The following is a 21,825-nucleotide window of genomic DNA, read 5'->3' as shown; positions in this document are numbered from 1 at the left end:
AAGGAGTTCTTCCGACTGTGACTACCACTGTGCCCAAGATCCTGGTCGTCGGAGGCGGCTACGCCGGTTTCTACACGGCGTGGAAGCTCGAGAAGCACCTCCGCAAGGGTGAGGCCGAGGTCACGATCGTCGACCCGCTTCCGTACATGACCTACCAGCCGTTCCTCCCCGAGGTCGCGGCCGGCGAGATCGAAGCCCGCCACGTGGTGGTCGGCCTCCGTCGTCACCTGAAGCGCACGCGCGTCGTGACGGCGAAGATCACCGGCATCGACCACGCGAGCAAGACCGCCACGGTCACCCCCGAGGACGGCGAGCCCTGGCAGGAGCAGTACGACCAGATCGTCGTCACCGCCGGCGCCGTCTCCCGCACCTTCCCGATCCCCGGCATCGCCGAGAACGCCATCGGGCTGAAGACCGTCGAAGAGGCCGTCGCGATCCGCGACCGCATCCTCACCAACTTCGACCGCGCCGCGAACCTCCCGGCCGGCCCCGAGCGGGACCGCCTGCTCACGGTCGTCGTCGTCGGCGGCGGCTTCGCGGGCATCGAGGTGTTCGCCGAGACGCGCGCCTTCGCCAGTGCGCTGCTGAAGAACTACCCGAACATCACGTTCGAGGAGACCCACTTCCACCTCATCGAGGCCATGGGCCGCATCATGCCCGAGGTGTCGCTCAAGACGAGCGAGTGGGTCCTGAAGGACCTCGCCAAGCGCGGCGCGAACGTGCACCTCGACACCCAGGTGAAGGGCGCCGTCGACGGCAACGTCGAGCTCTCCACCGGCCAGGTCATCCCGACCGACGTCATCATCTGGACCGCTGGCGTCATGGCGAACCCGACCGTCGTCCGCGGCAGCGACCTCCCCGTCGAGGAGCGCGGCCGCATCAACACGCGGGCCGACCTCCGCGTCGGAACGCCCGAGGCCTTCGTCGAGGGCGCCTGGGCGGCCGGCGACGTCGCTGCGGTGCCCGACCTGAGCGGTGGCGGTGTGGGCGGCTTCTGCGTCCCGAACGCACAGCACGCCGTCCGCCAGGGCAAGCTGCTCGCGAAGAACGTCGTCGCCGTGCTGCGGGGCGAGGAGCCCAAGGAGTACTTCCACAAGAACCTGGGCGCCGTCGCCGGCCTCGGTCTCTACAACGGCGTGTTCCAGTCCGGCAAGATCGCGGTCAAGGGCTTCTTCGCCTGGATCGCGCACCGCGGCTACCACGGCCTGGCCATGCCCACCTTCGAGCGCAAGTTCCGCGTCGTCGGCGACTGGTGGCAGAACTTCTGGCTCGGCCGCGACAACGTCTCGCTCGAGACGCTGCAGAACCCGCGCGAGGTCTTCGAGCGGTTCGCGTCGCGTCCGCGCCCGGCGGCTCCCGAGACACCCCCGATCGACCCGAAGTCGGTCGCCGCGGAGAAGACCGGCACGGTCGCCAGCTGATCGACCCCTTCGAACGACCCCCGTCCGGCGCCTGCCGGCCGGGGGTCGCTCTCGTTGCGGCCGGGATACCCTGGCCACGGGCCCCCATAGCCCAATGGCAGAGGCAGGCGACTTAAAATCGCTTCAGTCTGGGTTCGAGTCCCAGTGGGGGTACGGTCTCATCCCGCCAGGATGCTGGGGGGATCGGCATCCCGCCAGCGTTCGATGGTCTGGGTCGTCCAGAACACGGCGAAGGCGCCGAGCGCGATCGCTTCGCCGATGAGCACTCCGACGGTCTGGGGATGCCGGATCGCGGCGATGATCGTCAGGACGAGCGCCGCCACCATGACGACCGCGACCGCCGCGTACACCCGCCGATAGACGGATGAGGGGCGCTCTCCGCCGCCGAACACGGTGACGAGCGGAACGGCGGCGAACATCGCGAAGAAGCAGACGGTCGCGACGAGGTGCAGGTTGACGCCCCCAGCGAAGGGAAAGGCCCGGGAGAGTCCGGGCGTGAACGCGAGGACGCCCAGCGAGGCCGCGGTGACCACCGCGATACTCCCCACGATCACGACCCGCCGCCGCGCGATCCCACCCCGGGCGGCGAGCACGGTCCCCAGGACGACGACAGCCGCGACCATCACGATGTAGACGCCTACGCCGTTGCGGACGGTCGGCAGGACGTCGTCGGGCACGAACGCCCTCCCGCGATAGCCGGTCGGGACGATGGCGATGAGCGGGGCGAAGACGGCGGCGACGTCGAGCAGGATCGACTCCGCATCGCGTCCCGACAGTGCCAGCAGCGCGACGGCCGCAGCGGTGAGGCCGCCGACGAACACGCCTCGGGCGGGGGAGTAGAAGTAGGCGCTGATCGAGGGGAGCGGCACCCAGCCGTCCTGTGCCATCTGGAAGAGGACGGATGCCGCGATGGCCACCACGATCCCGACGAGGGCGAGGCGGAGGGAGCGATGCGTCTGCAGACCCGTCACACCTGCGACCCTACAAGCCGCATCCCGTGTGCAACGCCTGGGAACAGACGCTCGCGGTCCGCACAGGAGACGTCCCCGTCGTTAGGATGATGAGGCTATCGATCGGAGATTCATGGAATACCTCATCCCGGTCCTCGTCGTCGTCGCCCTCCTCGTCATCGTCGGCGTCTACCTGTGGGCCACCTACAACTCCCTCGTCGCCCTGGCTGTGAGGGTGGATGAGGCGTGGAGTGACATCACGGTGCAGCTCAAGCGCCGTGCGGACCTGCTGCCCAACCTCATCGAGACGGTCAAGGGCTACGCCGCTCACGAGAAGGCCGTCTTCGAGAACGTGACGCATGCGCGTGCCGAGACGCTCACGGCGTCCACGCCCGCGGATGCGGGTGTGGCCGAGGGCCACATGCAGCAGGCGCTCAAGTCGCTGTTCGCCGTCGCGGAGGCCTATCCGCAGCTGCAGGCGAGCCAGAACTTCCTCCAGCTCCAGCAGGCGGTCGTCGACACCGAGGACAAGATCCAGGCGTCGCGCCGCTTCTACAACGGCGGCGTCCGCGAACTGAACACGAAGATCAAGGTGTTCCCCAACAACCTCTTCGCCCGCCGGCTCGGTTTCGGTGAGCGGGAGTTCTTCGAGGTCGTCGACGGTGCGGCGATCGCCGAGCCGCCGAGGATCCAGTTCTGACTGCGACGCCGGGCGGAGGCGCGCCGTCCCGCATGGCCGGGCGTCCTAGGATGAGCCAGTGAGCGGCACCGACGACATGCCCCGCAACGGCTTCTTCGACTCCCTCCGTGCACGCACGGTGTCCACCGACGTGTCGGGGACGGTCCCGCGCGGCCTGAAGATCGCGACTGCCTACGCGTGGCGCTTCCTCGTCCTGGCGGCGGCGATCGCCGTCATGGTCTGGATCGTCATCCAGCTGCGGCTGCTGATCATCCCGCTCCTGGCCGCGATCCTCATCACCGCTCTCGTGTGGCCGATGTTCACCCTCCTGCTGCGGCGTCTACCGCGCTGGCTCGCGCTCATCATCACCCTGCTCGTCACGGTCGCCATCATCGGCGGACTCCTCTGGGTGGCGATCTGGCAGATCACGCAGGATGCGGCATCCGTTCGCAACCGCACGATCGCGGGGATCGGGCAGTTCCGGGACTACCTCATCGACGGTCCGCTCCACCTCACCGGGCGCGAGATCGACGACGCCGTCCGGCAGGGCTTCGGGATGCTCCAGGAGCAAGCGCAGCTGCTGTGGTCGGGTGCGCTGGCGATCGGGTCGACGATCGGGCATGTGGCCACCGGCATCCTGCTGACGCTGTTCATCCTCATCTGCATCCTCGCCGACGGGGGCGGCATCTGGCGCTGGGTCGTGCGGCTGTTCCCCCAGCGCGCCCGTGACGCCGTCGACGGCGCCGGGCGGGCCGGATGGCGCACGGTGATCACCTATGCCCGCACGCAGCTGCTCGTCGCCACGATCGATGCGATCGGCATCGGCGTCGGCGCGGCCCTCCTCGGGGTGCCGCTCGCGGCGCCGATCGGCGTACTGGTCTTCCTCGGCGCGTTCGTCCCCTTCGTGGGAGCGGTGCTGACGGGCGCTCTCGCCGTGTTCCTCGCCCTCGTCTACAACGGGCCGTGGATCGCCCTCTGGATGCTCGTCATCGTCCTCGGCGTCCAGCAGATTGAGGGCCACATCCTGCAGCCGCTCCTGATGGGGGCAGCCGTCAAGGTCCACCCGCTGGCCGTCGTGCTGGCCGTGGCAGGGGGAGCGATGATCGCCGGGATCGCGGGTGCGGTGTTCGCCGTCCCGCTGGCGGCGTTCGTCAACGTGGTCTGGCTCTACCTCTCGCGGCGAGGGTGGGAGAAGCCCGTGGATGCCGGTCCTGACGACCTCATCTGGAGCACCGTGCCGCGAAGCAGGAGGATGACCGCGTGAGCGAACAGGCGAAGATCGCCGCCCCCACCCTGGCGGAGTTCGAGGCCGCCGCGACCGAGCTCGCCGGTGTCGTCTCGCGCACCCCCGTGGAGGGCTCCGACTTCCTGTCGGGAGTCCTCGGCGCTCCCGTGCACCTGAAGCTCGAGAACCTCCAGCGCACCGGCTCGTTCAAGATCCGCGGTGCGACCTACCGGCTCTCCCGCCTCACCGAGGAGGAACGGGCCCGCGGCGTCGTCGCCGCGTCCGCCGGCAACCACGCGCAGGGGGTCGCCCTCGGGGCGCAGACCCTCGGCATCCGTGCCACCATCTTCATGCCCCTGGGCGTGCCGGTACCCAAGCTCCTCGCGACGCGCGGGTACGGCGCAGACGTCATCCTCGAGGGGGCGACGGTCGAGACGCCGCTCCGCCTCGCGCAGGAGTTCGCCGAGCGCACCGGCGCCGTGTTCATCCCGCCGTACGACAACCACGACATCATCCTCGGACAGGGGACCCTGGGCCTCGAGCTGATGGATGAGATCCCCGGGCTCGAGACCGTCGTCGTCGGCATCGGCGGGGGAGGGCTCGCCGCCGGCGTGGCCGCGGCCGTGAAGGCGCGCGCCGCCGCCGAGGGTCGCAGCATCCGGGTCATCGGTGTGCAGGCGGAGAACTCCGCGGGATACCCGGGCTCGCTCCTCGCCGGCCGTCCGCTGGACGCGGAGCACACGTCGCCCACGATCGCGGACGGGATCGCCGTGAAGCGTCCGGGCACGATCCCGTTCGACATCATCCGGGACCTCGTGGACGAGGTCGTCACGGTGAGCGACGACGACATCGCCCGCGCGATCCTGGTACTGATCGAGCGCGCGAAACAGGTCGTCGAGCCCGCCGGCGCGGTGGGCGTGGCCGCGATCCTCACCGGCAAGGTCGTCGCGTCGGGTCCGACCGCGGCGATCCTCTCGGGAGGGAACATCGACCCGCTGCTGCTGCAGCGCGTCGTCGCCCACGGCCTGGCGGCATCCGGTCGGTACATGACCCTGCAGATCCCGTTGCCCGACCGTCCCGGTCAGCTCGCACGGGTGTCCGAGCTGCTGTCGGTCGTGGGAGCGAACGTGATCGAGGTGCTGCACACCCGCCACGGACAGGGCCTGCAGATCAGCGAGGTGATCCTGCAGCTGAGCGTCGAGACGCGCGGTGAGGAGCACCGCGCTCAGGTTCTCGCGATCCTGCAGGACGCCGGTTACGCGCCGACGGTCGTCCCGAACTGATCGGAGCCGGTCACTGACCGGTGTAGGTCTCGACCTTCACGATCTCGACGGAGATCTCCTTGCCGTTCGGGGCGGTGTAGCTCGTCTTCTCGCCCTCGCGCAGCCCCATGATGGCTTCGCCGAGGGGGGATGCCTCGCTGTAGACGTCGAGCTCGCTGTTCGCGCCGATCTCGCGGTTGCCGAGGAGGAACACCTCTTCGCCGCCAGCGACGATCGCAGTGACGACGGTTCCCGACAGGACCGTGCCGTCGGATTCGGGCGCGACGCCCACCTTCGCGTCCTTCAGCAGCTGCTGGAGCGTGCGGATGCGCGCCTCCTGCTTGCCCTGCTCGTCCTTCGCCGCGTGGTAGCCGCCGTTCTCCTTGAGGTCGCCTTCTTCGCGGGCGGCCTCGATGCGCTTGGCGATCTCTTCGCGGCCCGTCGTCGAGAGCTCTTCGAGCTCGGCGGCGAGGCGGTCGTAGGCCTCCTGGGTCAGGAACGTCTCGGACACGTGATCTCCCGGTGCGGTCGATGGGTAAGCCAAACGCCCCGGCAAGTCACCGGGGCGCGAGAAATCCCAGCTTAGAGGATCCAGCAGGAGCGGACAAAACCTGTCGTGGCTTCGGCCGTGGTGCGGATGCGCTCGGTCAGGGCACGGGTGTGGTCGTCCGAGGACTCCAGTTCGACGACTCTGAACCCGACGATGCCGTGATCCGGGTCCTGCGCCTCGAGCGCACACGCGACCTTCGTGTCGGGTCTGATCGACACCTGGAATCGGACCTCGACGGTGTGCTCGTCGACGACGGCGAATCCGGTCGAGTCGGCGTCCACCGAGTTGATCGCATTCGACACGGTCGACCAGCCGAGAAGACCTGTCGCGGCGACGGCGACGACACCGACGAGAACCCAGGTCATGCGGCGGGATGCCGCCGACCGGGTGCGCCCGTACCGCTCGGCGAGCTTGCGGTCGACGTCGGTCAGGGTCATGCGGCATCCGTTCTAGGCTGGGATCCCAGGCTATTCGCTCTGGCTGAGGAATGAGGTCACATGCCGGATCTGCGAGGGCTCGCAGCCACCCCGTCTCCCACCCCGACCGGACCGCCCGCCGAACTGGTGACGCCGGGCATCGCGGGATTCGTCGCCATCGCGGTGGTGGCGATCGTGATCGTCCTCCTGGCGATCGACATGCTGCGCCGCATCCGCCGTGCTCAGTACCGGTCGGACGTCAACGAGATGCTGGATGCCGAGGAGGCAGCCGCTCGTGGAGAGGACGCGCCCCGCGACGAGGACGGACCCGGGGACCTCACGCCGGGAGGCCCAGCGAGGGGCTGAGCGGCGACAGCGAGATCAACAGACACGCGGTCCAGTGGCAGAGGAACGCCAGCACCGTGCAGACGTGGAAGATCTCGTGGAACCCGAAGTGCCCCGGCCACGGGTTGGGGCGCTTCAGGGCGTAGACGATCGCACCGCCGGTGTAGAGCAGTCCGCCCACGATCACGAGGAACATCATCGCGACGCTCGCGCGCAGCAGGTCGCCCAGGTACATGACGGCGGCCCAGCCGAGCAGCAGGTACAGCGCGACGTAGAGCCAGCGCGGCGCGTTGATCCAGAACACCCGGAACAGGATGCCGAGCAGGGCGCCCGACCACACCAGGACGAGCAGCAGCGTCCCCTGACCGGGGGCGAGGGCGAGGGTGGCGATCGGAGTGTACGTCCCCGCGATGAGCAAGAGGATGTTCGCGTGATCGATGCGCTTGAGCACGATCTTGGTCCGCGGGCCCCAGTCGAAACGGTGGTAGAGCGCGGAGTTGCCGAAGAGCATCAGCGAGGTCGCCATGAACACGGCGGCCGCCCACTTCGCCGGGGCTCCCTGCGCGAGCGCGATCAGGACGATTCCCGCGACGATCGCGACGGGGAATGTGCCCGCGTGGATCCACCCGCGCCAGGTGGGTCTGATCTCGACCTGCTCGTCGACCGCCGCCGCTTCGAGGAGGGGCAGCTGAGGCATCTCGGCTCCGTCGTCGGGAAGGTTTCGGGTCACGTCCCCGAGCCTACGCGCGCCGTCATACCGGCGACTGAATACGCGCCCCTCCCACTCCGATCGCCCGGCCGGAGTAGCGTAGCCCTGTGACCCGCGCCCCTTCGACCCAAGGACGCGGACTGCTGTACCGCCTCTACAGCTCGAGGCTGCGGCGGGAGATCGAGGCGGGCACGGTTCCGCACCACGTCGCGATGATGATCGACGGCAACCGCCGATGGGCTCGCCAGCTCGGGTACACGACCGTGTCGCACGGCCACCGCGCCGGTGCCGCGAAGATGCACGAGTTCCTGCGCTGGTGCGACGAGCTCGGCATCCAGGTCGTCTCGCTCTACCTGCTCTCGACGGACAACCTCGTCAAGCGCGACTCGCAGGAGCTCACGGACCTCATCGAGATCATCGCCGACCTCGCCGAGACCCTCTCGCACGAGCCGGGATGGCGCGTGAAGCACGTCGGTCGCGCCGAGGTGCTGCCGTCCGACCTCGCCGACGGCCTCCGGACGGCGGAGGCGCGCACCCGGGAGAACGCCGGACTCCACGTGAACCTCGCGGTCGCCTACGGCGGCCGCGGTGAGATCGTCGACGCCGTCCGCAGCATCATCGCGAAGCACAACGAGAAGGGCGGCTCCCTGGAGGAGCTCGCCGAGAGCCTCACCCCCGAGCAGATCGGCGAGCACCTGTACACCGGTGGTCAGCCGGACCCCGACCTCGTGATCCGGACCTCGGGGGAGCAGCGCCTGAGCGACTTCCTGCTGTGGCAGTCCGCGCACAGCGAGTTCTACTTCGTCGAGGCGCTCGGGCCGGACCTGCGCGAGGTCGATTTCCTCCGCGCGATCCGCGACTTCGGCGACCGGGATCGGCGCTTCGGCAGCTGAGATCGACACGGGCGGATGCCGCCGGTGCACTCGACACGGAGAGTTCACACGTCGGACACATCAGGCGGCGTGTCGTGGCCCCGGAGTGTCGCCGGGGGAGCCTACGTTCATCCCAACGGGCAGAGCGCCCGTTCGGGTCGGCCTCTCACGACTCGTGACCCCTGGTCGACTCGTGACTGCCGGGTGGGTTCCCACCCGGGGCGGGAGTGGGTTGTGGCCACACGAGCACCTGAGAAGCAGCGTTACCAGGACGAGTCCATGGAGGGGGCCGAGGATCAGGACCTCCGCACCTATGTGCTGGACACCTCCGTCCTCCTGAGCGATCCGCGGGCACTGTTCCGGTTCGCCGAGCACTCCGTCGTGCTGCCGGTCGTCGTGATCACCGAGCTGGAGCGCAAGCGCCACGATCCCGAGATCGGGTACTTCGCCCGCCAGGCGCTGCGTCACCTGGACGAGCTGCGCGTCGAGCACGGCCGGCTCGATTTCCCCGTCCCCGTCGGCGACGAGGGCACACTCCGGGTCGAGCTGACCAACACCGACCCGACCGTCCTCCCCGCGGGGATGAGGCTGGGCGACAACGACACCCGCATCCTTTCGGTCGCCATGCACCTGAGCCAGGAGGGGCAGTCCGTCACGGTCGTCTCCAAAGACCTGCCGATGCGCGTCAAGGCGGCCTCCCTCGGCCTCCACGCCGAGGAGTACCTCGCCGAGCAGGCGGTCGATTCCGGGTGGACGGGGATCGCGTCGATCGACCTGTCGGGCGACGAGGTCAGCGACCTCTACGACAGCGAGATCGGCGTCAGCGAGGACGTGCGCGGTCTCCCCGTGAACACGGGCCTCGTGATCCACTCCGAGCGCGGATCCGCGCTCGGCCGGGTCACCGGCGACGGCTCGTACAAGCTCGTCCGCGGTGATCGCGACGTGTTCGGTCTGCACGGCCGCTCGGCCGAGCAGCGGATCGCGATCGACCTGCTCCTCGATCCCGAGGTGGGCATCGTCTCGCTCGGCGGACGCGCCGGCACCGGCAAGTCCGCGCTCGCCCTCTGCGCAGGTCTCCAGTCGGTCCTCGAGCAGCAGCAGCAGAAGAAGATCATCGTCTTCCGCCCGGTCTACGCGGTCGGCGGACAGGAGCTCGGTTACCTGCCCGGCGACCAGCAGGAGAAGATGAACCCCTGGGGCCAGGCGGTGTTCGACACCCTCGGGTCCGTCGTCACCGGCAACGTCCTCGAGGAGGTCGTCGCGCGGGGGATGCTCGAGGTCATGCCGCTCACGCACATCCGCGGCCGCTCCCTCCACGACGCCTTCGTCATCGTGGATGAGGCGCAGTCGCTCGAGCGGAACGTCCTGCTGACCGTCCTCAGCCGCATCGGGCAGAACTCCCGCGTCGTGCTCACCCACGACGTGGGACAGCGCGACAACCTGCGGGTGGGACGCCACGACGGCATCGCGTCGGTCATCGAGACCCTCAAGGGTCACGACCTGTTCGGCCACGTCACGCTCGTGCGGTCGGAGCGTTCGGCGATCGCCGCACTCGTGACGGACCTGCTGGAAGCCGGCGAACTCAGCTGAGCCGCATCCTGCACGCCACGACGCCCCCGGCCGACGGACCGGGGGCGTCGTGTGTCGGACAGGTCACTCCCAGCGGTAGCCCTCGCCGCGCACCGTCATGATGTGGTCGGCGCCGAGCTTGGCGCGCAGATACCGCACGTAGACGTCGACGACGTTCGATCCCGGGTCGAAGTCCAAGCCCCACACCCGGCTCAGCAGGACCTCCCGCGTGAGGACCTCGCCCGCGTTCCGGACGAACTGCTCGGCGAGGGCGAACTCGCGCGACGACAGCTCCACCTCACGGCCGGCCACGGTGGCTCGGCGCGACAGGATGTCGAGCGTGACGTCTCCGCGCGTGAGCGAGGTGGGAGCGCTCGCGGCACTGTCGCGCAGCCGGGACCGCACGCGTGCCATGAGCTCGGCCACCGCGAAGGGCTTCGGGACGTAGTCGCTGGCCCCGGCATCCAATCCTTCGATCGTGTCGTTCGTCCCGCTGCGCGCGGTGAGCATGATGACCGGCGTCGTGTGGCCCGCGCCGCGGAGCTCGCGGAGGACGTCGAACCCGTCCATGGTGGGCAGTCCGACGTCGAGCACGATGAGGTCGACGTCGCCCGAGAGCGCGATCTCGAGGGCGTCGGGTCCGTCCTCGGCGCCGACCGCCTCGAATCCCTCCGCGTGCACGGCGCGCGAGACGAGCGACACGATGTGCGGTTCGTCGTCGACGATCAGGATGCGGGTCATTCAGTGGCCTCTCGCTGCAGCAGAACATCGCCGGCGCGGATGGGTGACGGCAGCGCCCCCCGGGTGCCGATGGGTATCTCCAGGGTGAACGTAGCACCGCCACCGGGGGTGTCGGCGACGGCGCAGTACCCGCCGTGGGCCTTCGCGATCGCGTCGACGATCGCCAGGCCCAGACCCGAGCCGCCGACATGTCGTTTGCCCGTTCCTCGGTCGAAGCGGCGGAAGATCCGGTGGCGGACGGCGGGCGGGATGCCGGGGCCGTGGTCGCGCACCCAGAGCTGCGCTCCGGCGGCGTGGACGGCGCTTCCGATCTCGATCACCGTGCCGGTGGGGGAGTACTTGGCGGCGTTGTCGGCGAGTTGCACCCACGCCTGCAGCAGACGATCGCCGTCGGCGCGGATCACCGCATCCGCACCCTGCTCGACGCGCCAGTCGTGGTCGCTGATCACCCCGACCATCTCGAAGACCCGCTGGGTGAGCGCGGCGAGGTCCACCTCGCCCGTGGAGAGCTGTCCGCCCTCGACGGCCGCCAGTACGTCGATGTCGCCGATGAGGCGGGTCATACGGTCGAGCTCGGCGATGCCGAGCGCGCGGATCGCCTCGACGTCGTCCGGGTCCGCGGCATCCATCATCTCGAGGTGGCCGCGGACGATCGTGATGGGCGTCTTCAGTTCGTGACGCACATCGTCGAGCAACCGCTGCTGGGCCTCGAACGCGCCTTCCACCGTGTCGCCGGCGGCCAGTGCGGCCAGCCCTCGGCGCTCGAGGACCGCCCAGCCCACGACACCCACGCCCGCCAGGGCGGGGACCGTGGCGATCGCCCAGATCAGCGCGGTCCACCCGGCGGCGGCCGGGGCGACCAGCAGCACGACGACGAACGCCGCCGCGCCCACGCCGACGAGGCCCGCTGCGGCGACCGCGAGAAGGATCCCGAGTCCCGGCGTGCCCCGTCGCGGTGGTGCGGCGGCGCTGTTCACGCTCCGATTATCAACCCGGGTGGGTCATCGAGAGGAGGTCGAGCTTCTCATCGAGCTGCTGCTCGGTCAGCTCGCCCCGCTCGACGTAGCCGAGGTCGATGACGGCGTCGCGGACGGTGATGCCCTTCGCGACGGAGTGCTTGGCGATCTTCGCGGCGGCCTCGTACCCGATGAGCTTGTTGAGCGGGGTCACGATCGAGGGCGACATCCCCGCGTACGCGGCGGCGCGCTCGACGTTCGCCTCGAGCCCGCTCACCGTCTTGTCGGCGAGGACCCGCATGGCGTTGGAGAGCAGCCGGATCGACTCGAGCAGCGCCGTACCCATCACGGGGATCGCGACGTTGAGCTCGAACGAGCCGGATGCCCCGGCCCAGGCGACCGTCGCGTCGTTGCCGATGACGCGGGCGGCGACCATCAGGGTCGCCTCGGGGACGACGGGGTTGACCTTGCCGGGCATGATCGACGAGCCCGGCTGCAAGTCGGGGATGTGCAGCTCTCCGAGACCGGTGTTCGGTCCCGACCCCATCCAGCGGATGTCGTTGTTGATCTTCGTGAGCGAGACGGCGATGGTGCGGAGTGCCCCGGATGCCTCGACGAGACCGTCGCGGTTGGCCTGCGCCTCGAAGTGGTCCTTGGCCTCGGTGATCGGCAGCTCGGTCTCGGCGGCCAGGAGCTCGATTACCTTCTGCGGGAAGCCCAGGGGGGTGTTGATGCCCGTGCCGACGGCGGTGCCGCCGAGGGGGACCTCGCCGACGCGAGGGAGGACGGCCTGGACGCGCTCGATGCCGAGACGCATCTGACGCGCGTAGCCGCCGAACTCCTGACCGAGGGTGACCGGTGTGGCGTCCATGAGGTGCGTACGGCCGCTCTTGACGACGCTCTTCCACGCCTGCGCCTTCTCCTCGAAGGCCACGGCGAGGTGGTCCAGGGCGGGGATCAGGTCGTCGATGAGGGCCTGGGTGACGGCGATGTGCACCGACGTGGGGAACACGTCGTTGGACGACTGCGACGCGTTGACGTGGTCGTTCGGGTGAACGCTCGAACCGAGCTTGCGGGTCGCGAGGGTCGCGAGGACCTCGTTCATGTTCATGTTCGACGAGGTGCCCGAACCGGTCTGGTACGTGTCGACCGGGAACTGCGCGTCGTAGGCGCCGGTGACGACCTCGTCCGCGGCCCAGGCGATCGCGTCGGCGATCGAACCGTCGAGGGTGCCGAGGTCCTTGTTGGCCAGCGCGGCGGCCTTCTTGATGCGCGCCAGGGCCGCGATCTGCGTCGACTCGAGTCCCGAGCCCGAGATGGGGAAGTTCTCGACGGCACGCTGGGTCTGCGCGGCGTAGAGCGCGTCCTTCGGCACGCGCACCTCACCCATCGTGTCGTGCTCGATGCGGTAGTCGGTCTCGTCAGTCATGTCGTTCACGTCCTCGTTTCACGTGTCTGCGGAAGGGGGATGGGGGCGTCAGCCGGCTTCGCCGACGACGACGTCGGGGATCGCGGTGCCGTCGGCCAGGCGATAGTTCGCCCCGACCACCGCCACGCGTCCCTCTGCCACGGCGTCGCTGATGAGTTCGGAGGAGTGAAGGATGCCGGCGACGGTGTCGCGCAGGTGCTCGCGGCCGACCTCCTCGGCATCCACCGACGCTGCACTCGAGCCGGGGGTGGCCTGCAGGACGCGGCGGACGGCGGGAACGATCGGTGCGACCTGGCGCCAGATGCCGGCCGGGAGGGCGGGCGCGTCGGGAGCCGTCGATTCGATGGCGGCGCGGACGGCGCCGCACTCGTCGTGCCCGAGGACCACGATCAGCGGCACACCCAGGACGGCGACGGCGTACTCGAGACTGCCGACCACGGAGTCGGAGATCACCTGCCCGGCGTTGCGGATGACGAACAGATCGCCGAGTCCCTCGTCGAAGATGATCTCCGCCGCGAGTCGGGAGTCGGAGCAGCCGAACAGGGCCGCGGTCGGACGCTGCACGTGCGCCAGTTCATGGCGACGCTCCGCATCCTGTCGGGGGTGCTGGGGCTCTCCGGCGACGAATCGGCGGTTGCCGGCGAGCATGGCGGACCAGACGTCGGACGGGCGGGGGTTCTCGCTCATCGCGCCTCCTCTCTCAGGGTGCGGATCTGGTCGCCGAGGCTCTCGGCGACCGTCGTGGCGGCGCCTTGGTCGGTGGACTCGGCCAGGCCGATGACGACCGTGTCGGAGCCGATGGTCGTGGACAGGGCGTAGGTGATCTTCTCCACCGACGACGGCAGGTCGTAGACGTCCCACTCGATGCCGTCGATGGTCGACGTGCCGGTGGGTGCGTAGCCGCCCAGCTCTCGCGACACCCACTGCGCGGGCGGGTCGAACGCCTGGGTGACCTCGACGTAACCGCTCGACGGGGCGTACACGATGCGCCACTCACCGCCGTCGACGAGCGCGGAGTTGGCACGCCACGATCCGGGCACTCCGGGGACGATCACACCGCGTCCGACGGTCTTCTCGGCCGCCGCTGCCGCGGCGGGGACATCCGCCTCGGGGGTGTCGGCGGGGGTGCCCCGTGGGACGCCGAGGTAGACCACGGCCATGATGCCGAGGCAGACGATGAGCGCGGCGATCAGGTTGCGGAAGGTCTTGCTGGAGCGGTAGCGCTGCGACGACGCGGCCTTGCGGGCTGCGGTCTCGTCCGGCGTTTCGGGCCGGCCGAGCTCGGCGACGACGCGGGGTTTGGCCATCAGGACGCGGTCCCGCCGTCGGGGCGCGCCTCGTCGAGCCGCCGCTTGGCGCCCAGCAGCCATTCCTCGCAGCGCGCCGCGAGGGCCTCGCCGCGCGTCCACAGGCTGAGCGACTCCTCGAGCGTGGGCGACCCCTGCTCGAGTTTCGCGACGACCTGGACGAGCTCGTCGCGGGCCTGCTCGAAAGTGAGGCTCGAGACATCACCCGCGTCGCTCGTCATGCCTCCCATCCTAGATCGCGGAGGGAGCGGCATCCGCCCCCGTCTCGGCGATCTCGCCCGCCGAGCGCGCCGCGAACGAGCCGCGCCCCACCGTCACGACGACGTCGGTCCCCGCGGGCGCCTGCTCCGCGTCGCGGACGATGCCGCCGCCGGGGAGGTGCGCGATCGCGTAGCCGCGGTCGAGGGTGGCGCCGGGGGAGAGGGCGCGGAGGGATGCCCGGAGCTCAGCGGTCGAGCGGGCCGCGGCATCCCATCTGCGGGTCATCACGTCGCGACCGCGGGACGACAGCGCGACGATCTCCTGCGCGCGGCCGGTCAGCAGGGACTCCGGATCCCGCAGGACCGGGCGCGAGCGCAGCTGGGCGAGCGCGGCGATGTCGTGGCCGACACGCTGGGTCAGCCGGGTGCGAGCGCGGCTCCGCAACTGCTGCACGAGGGCCCGCTGCTCGGACACGTCCGGCACGACCCGCTTGGCGGCGTCCGTCGGTGTGGAGGCCCGGAGATCGGCGACCTCGTCGAGGAGTGGGTGGTCGTTCTCGTGTCCGATGGCGGAGACGACGGGGGTGGATGCCGCGGCCACCGCGCGGACGAGCCTCTCGTCGCTGAAGCCGAGCAGGGTCTGCGGATCGCCGCCGCCGCGGGCGATGATGATGACGTCGACCTCGGGATCGGCGTCCAGCTCGCGGAGGGCGGCCAGCGTCTCGGGGACGCAGCGGTCGCCCTGCACGGCCGCATGGATCGTCCGGAACCGGACGTGCGGCCAGCGCAGCTCCGCGTTGCGGTGGACGTCCTTCTCCGCGTCGCTGCGCTCACCCGTGATCAACCCGATGACGTGGGGCAGGAACGGAAGCGGCTGCTTGCGTGCCGGGTCGAAGAGACCCTCTGAGCGGAGCGTCGCGCGCAGTCGCTCGAGCCGCTCGAGCTGATCCCCGAGACCGGTGTGACGCATGGCGGAGACGGTGAAGCTGAAATCGCCCGTCTTCACGAAGTAGTCGGCCTTGACGCACGCGACCACACGGTCGCCGATCTTCAGGTCGCCGGGGGTGCGCTGCAGCGTGGAGGACCACATGCGGAACGAGAGCATGCCGTCGCCCGAGGCATCCTTCAATCGTCCGAAGACGTGACCACCGCGGAGGTTCCACGCGGTGATCTCGCCCTCGACCCAGACCGCGCCCCACTTCTGCACGAAGTCGCGGATGGTCTCGTTCAGACGGGAGACCGAAGTCGGGGTGTCGGGGGAGGAGTCCCGCGGGTGCACCGCATCCGGCGGCGGGACGGCACCCGCCTCGGTCTGGAAAGTCGTCACGGTGACCCATCTTGGCGCACACGTCCCCCACCCAGCCCGGGGTTCGTACAATCAAGGGGTGACCTCACCTGCCGTTTCGCTGCCGATGCCCCGGATCCCGGGAGCCCGCGGGCGGCTCGTCGATCTTCCCGTCCAGGGCGCCAAGCGCGTCCTCCTCGCCGCACCCCGCGGGTACTGCGCGGGTGTCGACCGTGCCGTCATCGCCGTCGAGAAGGCGCTGGAGCGGTACGGCGCCCCCGTCTACGTCCGCAAGCAGATCGTCCACAACATCCACGTCGTGACCGAGCTCGAGTCGATGGGCGCGATCTTCGTCGACGAGGTCGACGAAGTCCCCGAGGGGGCGCACGTCGTCTTCAGCGCGCACGGGGTGTCGCCCGCCGTCGTCAACGCCGCCGCGGACCGCGGACTGCAGGCGATCGACGCCACCTGCCCTCTCGTGACGAAGGTCCACCGTGAAGCCGTCCGCTTCGCCCGCGACGACTTCGAGATCCTCCTCATCGGACACGACGGCCACGAAGAGGTAGAGGGGACCGCGGGGGAGGCGCCGGATCACGTCACCGTCGTGAACTCGCCCGACGAGGCGGACCGCGTCGTCGTGAAGGACCCCGACAAGGTCGTCTGGCTCTCGCAGACGACGCTGTCGGTCGACGAGACGATGGACACCGTCCGCCGGCTGCGCGAACGGTTCCCGAACCTGCAGGACCCGCCGTCGGACGACATCTGCTACGCGACGCAGAACCGCCAGGTCGCGATCAAGAAGGTCGCTCAGGATGCCGACCTGGTGATCGTCGTCGGCTCGGCGAACTCCTCGAACAGCGTCCGTCTCGTCGAGGTCGCCCTCGAGTACGGCGCGAAGGCGGCCTACCGCGTCGACTACTCGCACGAGATCAAGCAGGAGTGGCTCGACGGTGTCGAGACAGTCGGCGTCACGTCCGGCGCATCCGTTCCCGAGGTCCTCGTGACCGAGGTGCTCGAGGATCTGGCCGGAGCGGGGTATCGCGACGTCGCCGAGGTGAAGACCGCAGAGGAGGACCTCATGTTCTCGCTCCCGAAGGAACTGCGTCAGGACCTCGAAGGTCGCCGTGACGAGCGCGCTCTCGGGGGACGGAACCGCTCGTGAGCGAGGAACCCCGACCGCGACCGCAGTACGGGGAGTACGCGACGCCCGAGCAGCAGCGGGCGGCGATCCGTCAGCCCGAGCCGGCAGCGCCGGCACCCGTCGACGCCCCGCATCCGCCGACGGCGCCCGCCACCACTGTCGCGGCGCGCCCGACCCGGACGGCGGACCGCATCATCACCGTCGCGCTCCTGGTGTACGGGCTCGTCACGGTCGTGAGCGCGATCCCGCAACTTGTCGACTTCACCGCGTTCGCGAAGACGTGGATGGAGGTCGCGGGCGTCGAGGGCGAGTTCACCAATACGGCGCAGGGCGCGCTGTGGGGCGGCGTCGGCGCGACGGTGTTCGCCGTCGGGTGGGTGCTCACCGCCGTTCTGTCGTGGTGGTCGCTCGCACGCGGGCGAGTGAGCTGGTGGATCCCGCTCGTGGGAGCGATCGTGACGTTCGTCATCGTCAGCGTCTGCCTCGTCGTGCCGCTGTTCGGCGACCCGGGGCTCGTCCGCGGACTGGCGCTCACCTCCTGAGGCCGGCGGCCCCGACCGCCGCTCCGGACGGTTGGAGAACGCCTTCCCTGCCTGATACTTTTACGGCTGCTGCGGGTTCTCCCTCGCGCGCTCATCTCGGGAGGGGAACTGTGACCGGCACACACCGGAGGTTCGCCTCCACCGCCATCGCCGTGGCCTGCACCGTCGGGCTGCTGCTCGCCTCGCCGTCGGCGGCGGCGACGGCGGCGACGCCGGCCCCGATCGCCACCCCCGCAGCGACAGCCGCCGCGCTGACGCCCGGCACCGTGGCCGTGACGGGTGCTCCCGCCGTCGGCCGCACGCTGACCGCCGCGGTCGCCGGTTTCGGGCCCGCCCCGGTCGTCCTGACCTATCAGTGGTTGCGCGGCACGGCGGCGATCCCGGGAGCCACGGCGTCGACCTACGCACTCGTCTCCGCGGATGCCGGGGCCACGGTCTCAGTCCGCGTGACCGTGTCGAAGGCGGGATACACGTCGCTCGTCCGCTCGAGCAGCGGCGTCACGGTCGAGCGCGTCCTCGGCGCGCCGTCGGGCGTCACCATCTCGGGGGCGGGAACGGTCGGGGGAACCTTCACGGCGAACCCGGGGACCTGGACGCCCGCGGGCGTGACCGTCGGGTATCAGTGGTTGCGCAACGGCGGGGTGATCCCGGGAGCGACGGCTCGCACCTACCGGATGGTTGCCGCCGATGCGGGCACGACCGTGTCCGTCCGCGTGACGGGCGTGAAGTCCGGGTACACGACCGCGTCCCGGACGTCAGGCGGGGTCGCTGTCCTCGCCTCCTTCACGACGACGCCGACGCCGACGATCTCCGGTTCCGCGACCGCGGGCGGTGTGCTCCGGGTGAACACCGGCACCTGGCAGCCTGCGCCGACGCAGTTCGGCGTCCAGTGGCGCGTCGACGGCAACCCCGTCGACGGTGCGACGGGCACGAGCTGGGAAGTGCCGACCGGGGTCGCCGGGCGGTCGGTGTCCGTCTCGGTCACGGCGTACCGCGCGAACCATCGGCCGGTCACGAAGACGTCCGCAGCGCGGTCCGTGTCGTGGTCGCTCGGGACATCCATGACCCCGGGGACGATGCTCCGGCCCGGAGTGAAGCTGACCTCTCCCGACGGTCGCTCCGCTTTCGGCATCCTCGGCGACGGCAACGTCGGCCTCACCCGCGGATACGCACTGACGAGGACCGCGAGGACCACGTTCGCCTTCGACGGCCGGCTCTCGTTCACCAAGGACGGCGAACTCCTCCTGCTGAACCAGTACGACGTCGTGCTCTGGAGCTCGCGGACGGCCGGCCTCGGAGCCACGGGCGCCGTGCTCGGCAACGACGGTGTCCTGCGCCTGGTCGACGGCAACGGAGACGATGTGTGGACGAGCGAAAAGATGGCGGCGCTGCCGGACGCGACGGGAGCCGCGGCATCCGTCCCGGGGCGCTACGGCTGGGCGTACCCGCTGCGCCCGAACGGGAAGTTCACCACCTACGCCGGCCACAGCGGCGACGACATCGCCGCTCCCACGGGGACGCCGATCTACGCGATGCGCGGCGGCACGGTCTCGGTGCGCGAGGTGTGGATCACGAGCGGATGCCCCTCGTGGGCTCCGAACAAGACGAAGCAGAAGGAGGTCGTCGTCACCTCGACCGTCGACGGCCACCGCTTCGAGCAGGTGTACGCCCACCTCAGCGCGTTCTCGGTGAAGACCGGCCAGTCCGTGGCGGCCGGGCAGCGGATCGGTTCGGTCGGCTCGACGGGCTGCTCCACCGGGCCGCACCTCCACACGGCGTTCGCCGTGGACGGGGTGCGCTACGAGCTCTACCCGCGCGACGTCCTGGGCACCGCCTCCTACTGACGCTCCGCACGACGAAGCCCCGGTCCGCAGAGAACCGGGGCTTCGTCGTACGAGGGAGGTCAGACGCCGAGCGACTTGCCCGCCGAGCCGAGCTGCTGCGTGGCGGCGACGACGCGCTGCGCCATCGCCGACTCGGCGACCTTGCCCCACGCGCGCGGGTCGTACTGCTTCTTGTTGCCGACCTCGCCGTCGAGCTTCAGGACGCCCTCGTAGTTGGCGAGCATGAAGCCGGCGACCGAGCGGGTGAAGGCGTACTGCGTGTCGGTGTCGATGTTCATCTTCACGACGCCGTTGGCGACCGCGGTGGCGATCTCATCGTCCGACGAGCCGCTGCCGCCGTGGAAGACGAGGTCGAGGGGCTTCGGGCCGGTACCGAAGTGCGCGGCGATGCCTTCCTGGATCTCACCGAGGAGCTCGGGGCGGAGCTTTACGCCGCCCGGCTTGTAGACACCGTGCACGTTGCCGAAGGTGAGGGCCGAGATGTAACGGCCGTTCTCGCCGAGACCGAGGGCCTCGACGGCCTTGGTCACGTCGGCGACGGTCGTGTAGAGCGCGTCGTTCGAGCCCTCGTGCTGGACGCCGTCCTCTTCGCCGCCGACGACGCCGACCTCGATCTCGAGGATCGCGTTGATGTTCTTCATCCGGGGGAGCAGGTCCCGTGCGATCTCGATGTTCTCGTCGAGGGGAACCGCCGAGCCGTCCCACATGTGCGACTGGAAGATCGGGTTGCGGCCCGCCTTGACCTCGGCCTCGGAGGCCTCGATGAGCGGCAGCACGAAGCCGGGGAGGGCGTCCTTCGGGCAGTGGTCGGTGTGGAGCGCGACCGTGATCGGGTAGTTCTTTGCGACCTCGGTGACGTACTTGGCGAACGCCAGGGCGCCGGTCGCACGACCCTTCACCGTGTGGCCGGCGAAGTAGTCCGCGCCGCCGGTGGTGACCTGGAGGATGCCGTCGGAGCCAGCCTCGGTCAGGCCCTGGAGGACGGCGTTGATGGTCTGCGAGCTCGAGACGTTGATCGCGGGGTAGGCGAAGCCGCCTGCCTTCGCGCGGTCCAGCATGTCGGCGTACTGGTCGGGTGTGGCGACGGGCATGTCAGCTCCTCGGGAAAGTCAGTGATTCACCGCAACTCTATCGAAGGGATGCCGCTCCCTCCCGAGCCGGCACGCTCGCCCAGAAGACAGCCTCCCTTCCGGATCGGAAAGATTCCGCATTCCTTCATCAGGCGAGGCCGGGAAACACGTGGTCGGCGGCGGCAACGGTCCTAGGCTGAGCCCATGGTGAGCCTGACTGCCGACATGAGTCCGCTGCATCCCGACCGCAACCTCGCGCTGGAGCTCGTTCGCGCGACCGAGGCAGCCGCGATCCGATCCGTTCCGTTCATCGGACGAGGGAAGAAGGAGCTCGCCGACGGCGCCGCCGTCGACGCCATGCGGGCGTTCCTCACCACGGTGAACTTCGACGGTGTCATCGTGATCGGCGAAGGGGAGAAGGACAACGCCCCGATGCTCTTCAACGGCGAGCGTGTCGGCACGGGGCGGGGGCCGCAGTGCGACATCGCGGTCGATCCGATCGACGGCACGACACTCACCGCGGAAGGACGCAACAACGCCCTCTCGGTGATCGCCGTGGCCGACCGCGGAGCGATGCTCGACGCCTCGACCGTCTTCTACATGGACAAGATCGTGACGGGTCCCGAGGGTGTCGGAGTGGTCGACATCCGCCTGCCGATCGCGGAGAACATCCGCCGCCTGGCCAAGGCGCTCGACAAGCCCGTCGACGAGCTCGTCGTCTCGGTGCTGAACCGTCCCCGGCACGCCCGGCTGATCGAGGAGATCCGGGATGCCGGTGCCGGCACGCGCCTCATGAGCGACGGCGACGTCGCGGGCGGCATCAACGCCGCGCGCCACAACGCGCGCACCGACATGTGCGTGGGTGTCGGCGGCAGCCCCGAGGGCATCGTCACCGCCTGCGCCATCAAGGCGCTCGGCGGCCACATCCAAGGTCGTCTGTGGGCGCGCGACGACGACGAGAAGCAGCGCGGGATCGACGCGGGCCTGAAGCTCGACGACCACGTCTACGAAGCTGATGACCTCGTCCGCGGCAACAACACGCTCTTCGTCGCGACGGGCGTCACCAACGGCGAACTCGTGGCGGGGGTGCGTCGCGCGGGTGACTTCGTCTACACCGAGAGCGTCGTGCTCCGCGGGGCATCCGGGACGCTTCGCCGCATCTCGTCGGAGCACCTCACCTCGAAGTGGCTCTGAGTCGGATCGCTCGCCGGGCGACCGGATAGCAGACACGCGCCGGGCGTCAACCCAGGATCACGGACGAGGCCTCTGGCACAATGGGCCGTGGTGTCAGAGATCCCCGGCACTCGCCACC

Annotated in this window: 23 protein-coding genes and 1 tRNA gene; 12 read left to right on the top strand and 12 right to left on the bottom strand. The window is 69.8% G+C overall.

The features are described from left to right. Positions 1-17 precede the first annotated feature (17 nt). Both AC4NN1_RS03705 and AC4NN1_RS03700 read left to right on the top strand, forming a co-directional pair. On the top strand, positions 18-1,421 hold the full coding sequence (locus AC4NN1_RS03705) for an NAD(P)/FAD-dependent oxidoreductase (RefSeq protein ID WP_371129970.1): 1,404 nt from the start codon (positions 18-20) through the stop codon (positions 1,419-1,421). An 80-nt stretch (positions 1,422-1,501) separates the two neighbouring features. Beyond that, positions 1,502-1,574, top strand: a tRNA-Leu gene (locus AC4NN1_RS03700). A 5-nt stretch (positions 1,575-1,579) separates the two neighbouring features. On the opposite strand, the gene AC4NN1_RS03695 is transcribed toward AC4NN1_RS03700, so the two are convergent. Further along, positions 1,580-2,392: a hypothetical protein gene (locus tag AC4NN1_RS03695; protein ID WP_491954566.1), complete on the bottom strand. Its 813-nt coding sequence runs from the start codon at positions 2,390-2,392 to the stop codon at positions 1,580-1,582. A 112-nt stretch (positions 2,393-2,504) separates the two neighbouring features. Here AC4NN1_RS03695 and AC4NN1_RS03690 point away from each other — a divergent pair, with 112 nt between their 5' ends. Genes AC4NN1_RS03690 through ilvA form a run of 3 tightly spaced genes read left to right on the top strand, consistent with a single transcriptional unit; the run spans position 2,505 to position 5,558 of the window. Next, positions 2,505-3,071 carry a LemA family protein gene (locus AC4NN1_RS03690; protein ID WP_491954565.1) on the top strand — a complete coding sequence of 189 codons (567 nt, stop codon included), beginning with the start codon at positions 2,505-2,507 and terminating at the stop codon, positions 3,069-3,071. 58 nt (positions 3,072-3,129) lie between these two features. After that, complete coding sequence (locus tag AC4NN1_RS03685) at positions 3,130-4,314, top strand: AI-2E family transporter (RefSeq protein WP_491954564.1); 1,185 nt, start codon at positions 3,130-3,132, stop codon at positions 4,312-4,314. Beyond that, a complete protein-coding gene (ilvA, locus tag AC4NN1_RS03680) occupies positions 4,311-5,558 on the top strand; it encodes a threonine ammonia-lyase (protein WP_018188336.1) in 1,248 nt (415 codons plus the stop codon). Before AC4NN1_RS03685 ends, ilvA begins: the two co-directional genes overlap by 4 nt. A gap of 10 nt (positions 5,559-5,568) precedes the next feature. Here the strand turns inward: ilvA and greA are convergent, their stop codons facing one another. Then, positions 5,569-6,048 carry a transcription elongation factor GreA gene (gene greA, locus AC4NN1_RS03675; RefSeq protein WP_018188335.1) on the bottom strand — a complete coding sequence of 160 codons (480 nt, stop codon included), beginning with the start codon at positions 6,046-6,048 and terminating at the stop codon, positions 5,569-5,571. Between the two features lie 71 nt (positions 6,049-6,119). Beyond that, positions 6,120-6,524 (bottom strand): DUF4307 domain-containing protein, encoded by a 405-nt coding sequence (locus tag AC4NN1_RS03670; RefSeq protein ID WP_018188334.1) that lies wholly within the window; start codon positions 6,522-6,524, stop codon positions 6,120-6,122. A 60-nt stretch (positions 6,525-6,584) separates the two neighbouring features. Between AC4NN1_RS03670 and AC4NN1_RS03665 the strand changes: the two genes are divergently transcribed. Beyond that, complete coding sequence (locus AC4NN1_RS03665) at positions 6,585-6,869, top strand: hypothetical protein (RefSeq protein WP_018188333.1); 285 nt, start codon at positions 6,585-6,587, stop codon at positions 6,867-6,869. Here AC4NN1_RS03665 and trhA read toward each other — a convergent pair. After that, positions 6,841-7,545, bottom strand: coding sequence for a PAQR family membrane homeostasis protein TrhA (gene trhA, locus AC4NN1_RS03660; RefSeq protein WP_491954865.1), 705 nt, complete (start codon positions 7,543-7,545; stop codon positions 6,841-6,843). The genes AC4NN1_RS03665 and trhA overlap by 29 nt on opposite strands. 119 nt (positions 7,546-7,664) lie before the next feature. Here trhA and AC4NN1_RS03655 point away from each other — a divergent pair, with 119 nt between their 5' ends. Continuing rightward, the gene (locus AC4NN1_RS03655; protein ID WP_491954563.1) at positions 7,665-8,450 is read left to right on the top strand and encodes an isoprenyl transferase; all 786 of its coding nucleotides are present in this window, start codon (positions 7,665-7,667) and stop codon (positions 8,448-8,450) included. A 258-nt stretch (positions 8,451-8,708) separates the two neighbouring features. Then, positions 8,709-10,019: an RNA 5'-3' helicase PhoH2 gene (phoH2, locus tag AC4NN1_RS03650; protein WP_491954864.1), complete on the top strand. Its 1,311-nt coding sequence runs from the start codon at positions 8,709-8,711 to the stop codon at positions 10,017-10,019. A 63-nt stretch (positions 10,020-10,082) separates the two neighbouring features. On the opposite strand, the gene AC4NN1_RS03645 is transcribed toward phoH2, so the two are convergent. The 7 genes from AC4NN1_RS03645 to xseA are packed head-to-tail and all read right to left on the bottom strand — an operon-like array spanning position 10,083 to position 15,958. Continuing rightward, a complete protein-coding gene (locus AC4NN1_RS03645) occupies positions 10,083-10,739 on the bottom strand; it encodes a response regulator transcription factor (RefSeq protein WP_018188329.1) in 657 nt (218 codons plus the stop codon). Next, positions 10,736-11,716 carry a sensor histidine kinase gene (locus AC4NN1_RS03640; protein ID WP_491954562.1) on the bottom strand — a complete coding sequence of 327 codons (981 nt, stop codon included), beginning with the start codon at positions 11,714-11,716 and terminating at the stop codon, positions 10,736-10,738. The genes AC4NN1_RS03645 and AC4NN1_RS03640 overlap by 4 nt, the downstream gene beginning before the upstream one ends. A gap of 10 nt (positions 11,717-11,726) precedes the next feature. Beyond that, entirely contained in the window at positions 11,727-13,124 is a 1,398-nt protein-coding gene (locus AC4NN1_RS03635; RefSeq protein ID WP_026302988.1) for a class II fumarate hydratase, read from the bottom strand. A 48-nt stretch (positions 13,125-13,172) separates the two neighbouring features. Continuing rightward, positions 13,173-13,811, bottom strand: a complete 639-nt coding sequence (locus AC4NN1_RS03630) for a carbonic anhydrase (protein WP_018188326.1) — start codon at positions 13,809-13,811, stop codon at positions 13,173-13,175. After that, positions 13,808-14,431, bottom strand: a complete 624-nt coding sequence (locus AC4NN1_RS03625) for a DUF4245 family protein (protein ID WP_363458580.1) — start codon at positions 14,429-14,431, stop codon at positions 13,808-13,810. Before AC4NN1_RS03625 ends, AC4NN1_RS03630 begins: the two co-directional genes overlap by 4 nt. Beyond that, on the bottom strand, positions 14,431-14,652 hold the full coding sequence (locus AC4NN1_RS03620; protein ID WP_018188324.1) for an exodeoxyribonuclease VII small subunit: 222 nt from the start codon (positions 14,650-14,652) through the stop codon (positions 14,431-14,433). Before AC4NN1_RS03620 ends, AC4NN1_RS03625 begins: the two co-directional genes overlap by 1 nt. Positions 14,653-14,662: 10 nt before the next feature. Next, positions 14,663-15,958: an exodeoxyribonuclease VII large subunit gene (gene xseA / locus AC4NN1_RS03615; RefSeq protein WP_363458582.1), complete on the bottom strand. Its 1,296-nt coding sequence runs from the start codon at positions 15,956-15,958 to the stop codon at positions 14,663-14,665. 85 nt (positions 15,959-16,043) lie between these two features. Between xseA and AC4NN1_RS03610 the strand changes: the two genes are divergently transcribed. From AC4NN1_RS03610 to AC4NN1_RS03600, 3 genes are all read left to right on the top strand, one after another. Then, on the top strand, positions 16,044-17,078 hold the full coding sequence (locus AC4NN1_RS03610; protein ID WP_020097070.1) for a 4-hydroxy-3-methylbut-2-enyl diphosphate reductase: 1,035 nt from the start codon (positions 16,044-16,046) through the stop codon (positions 17,076-17,078). After that, entirely contained in the window at positions 17,075-17,599 is a 525-nt protein-coding gene (locus AC4NN1_RS03605) for a DUF6264 family protein (RefSeq protein WP_018188321.1), read from the top strand. The genes AC4NN1_RS03610 and AC4NN1_RS03605 overlap by 4 nt, the downstream gene beginning before the upstream one ends. Positions 17,600-17,709: 110 nt before the next feature. Next, positions 17,710-19,443: a peptidoglycan DD-metalloendopeptidase family protein gene (locus tag AC4NN1_RS03600; RefSeq protein WP_311870115.1), complete on the top strand. Its 1,734-nt coding sequence runs from the start codon at positions 17,710-17,712 to the stop codon at positions 19,441-19,443. A 59-nt stretch (positions 19,444-19,502) separates the two neighbouring features. Here the strand turns inward: AC4NN1_RS03600 and fbaA are convergent, their stop codons facing one another. Next, positions 19,503-20,534: a class II fructose-bisphosphate aldolase gene (gene fbaA, locus AC4NN1_RS03595; RefSeq protein WP_018188319.1), complete on the bottom strand. Its 1,032-nt coding sequence runs from the start codon at positions 20,532-20,534 to the stop codon at positions 19,503-19,505. Between the two features lie 183 nt (positions 20,535-20,717). Between fbaA and glpX the strand changes: the two genes are divergently transcribed. Next, positions 20,718-21,707, top strand: coding sequence for a class II fructose-bisphosphatase (gene glpX / locus AC4NN1_RS03590; RefSeq protein ID WP_020097071.1), 990 nt, complete (start codon positions 20,718-20,720; stop codon positions 21,705-21,707). The last annotated feature ends 118 nt before the right edge of the window (positions 21,708-21,825 follow it).

It is taken from the genome of Microbacterium sp. MDV22-iso44 (assembly GCF_058629135.1).
Note: the sequence above shows the minus strand (reverse complement) of the source record. Positions and strands in the feature narration are given on the sequence as shown.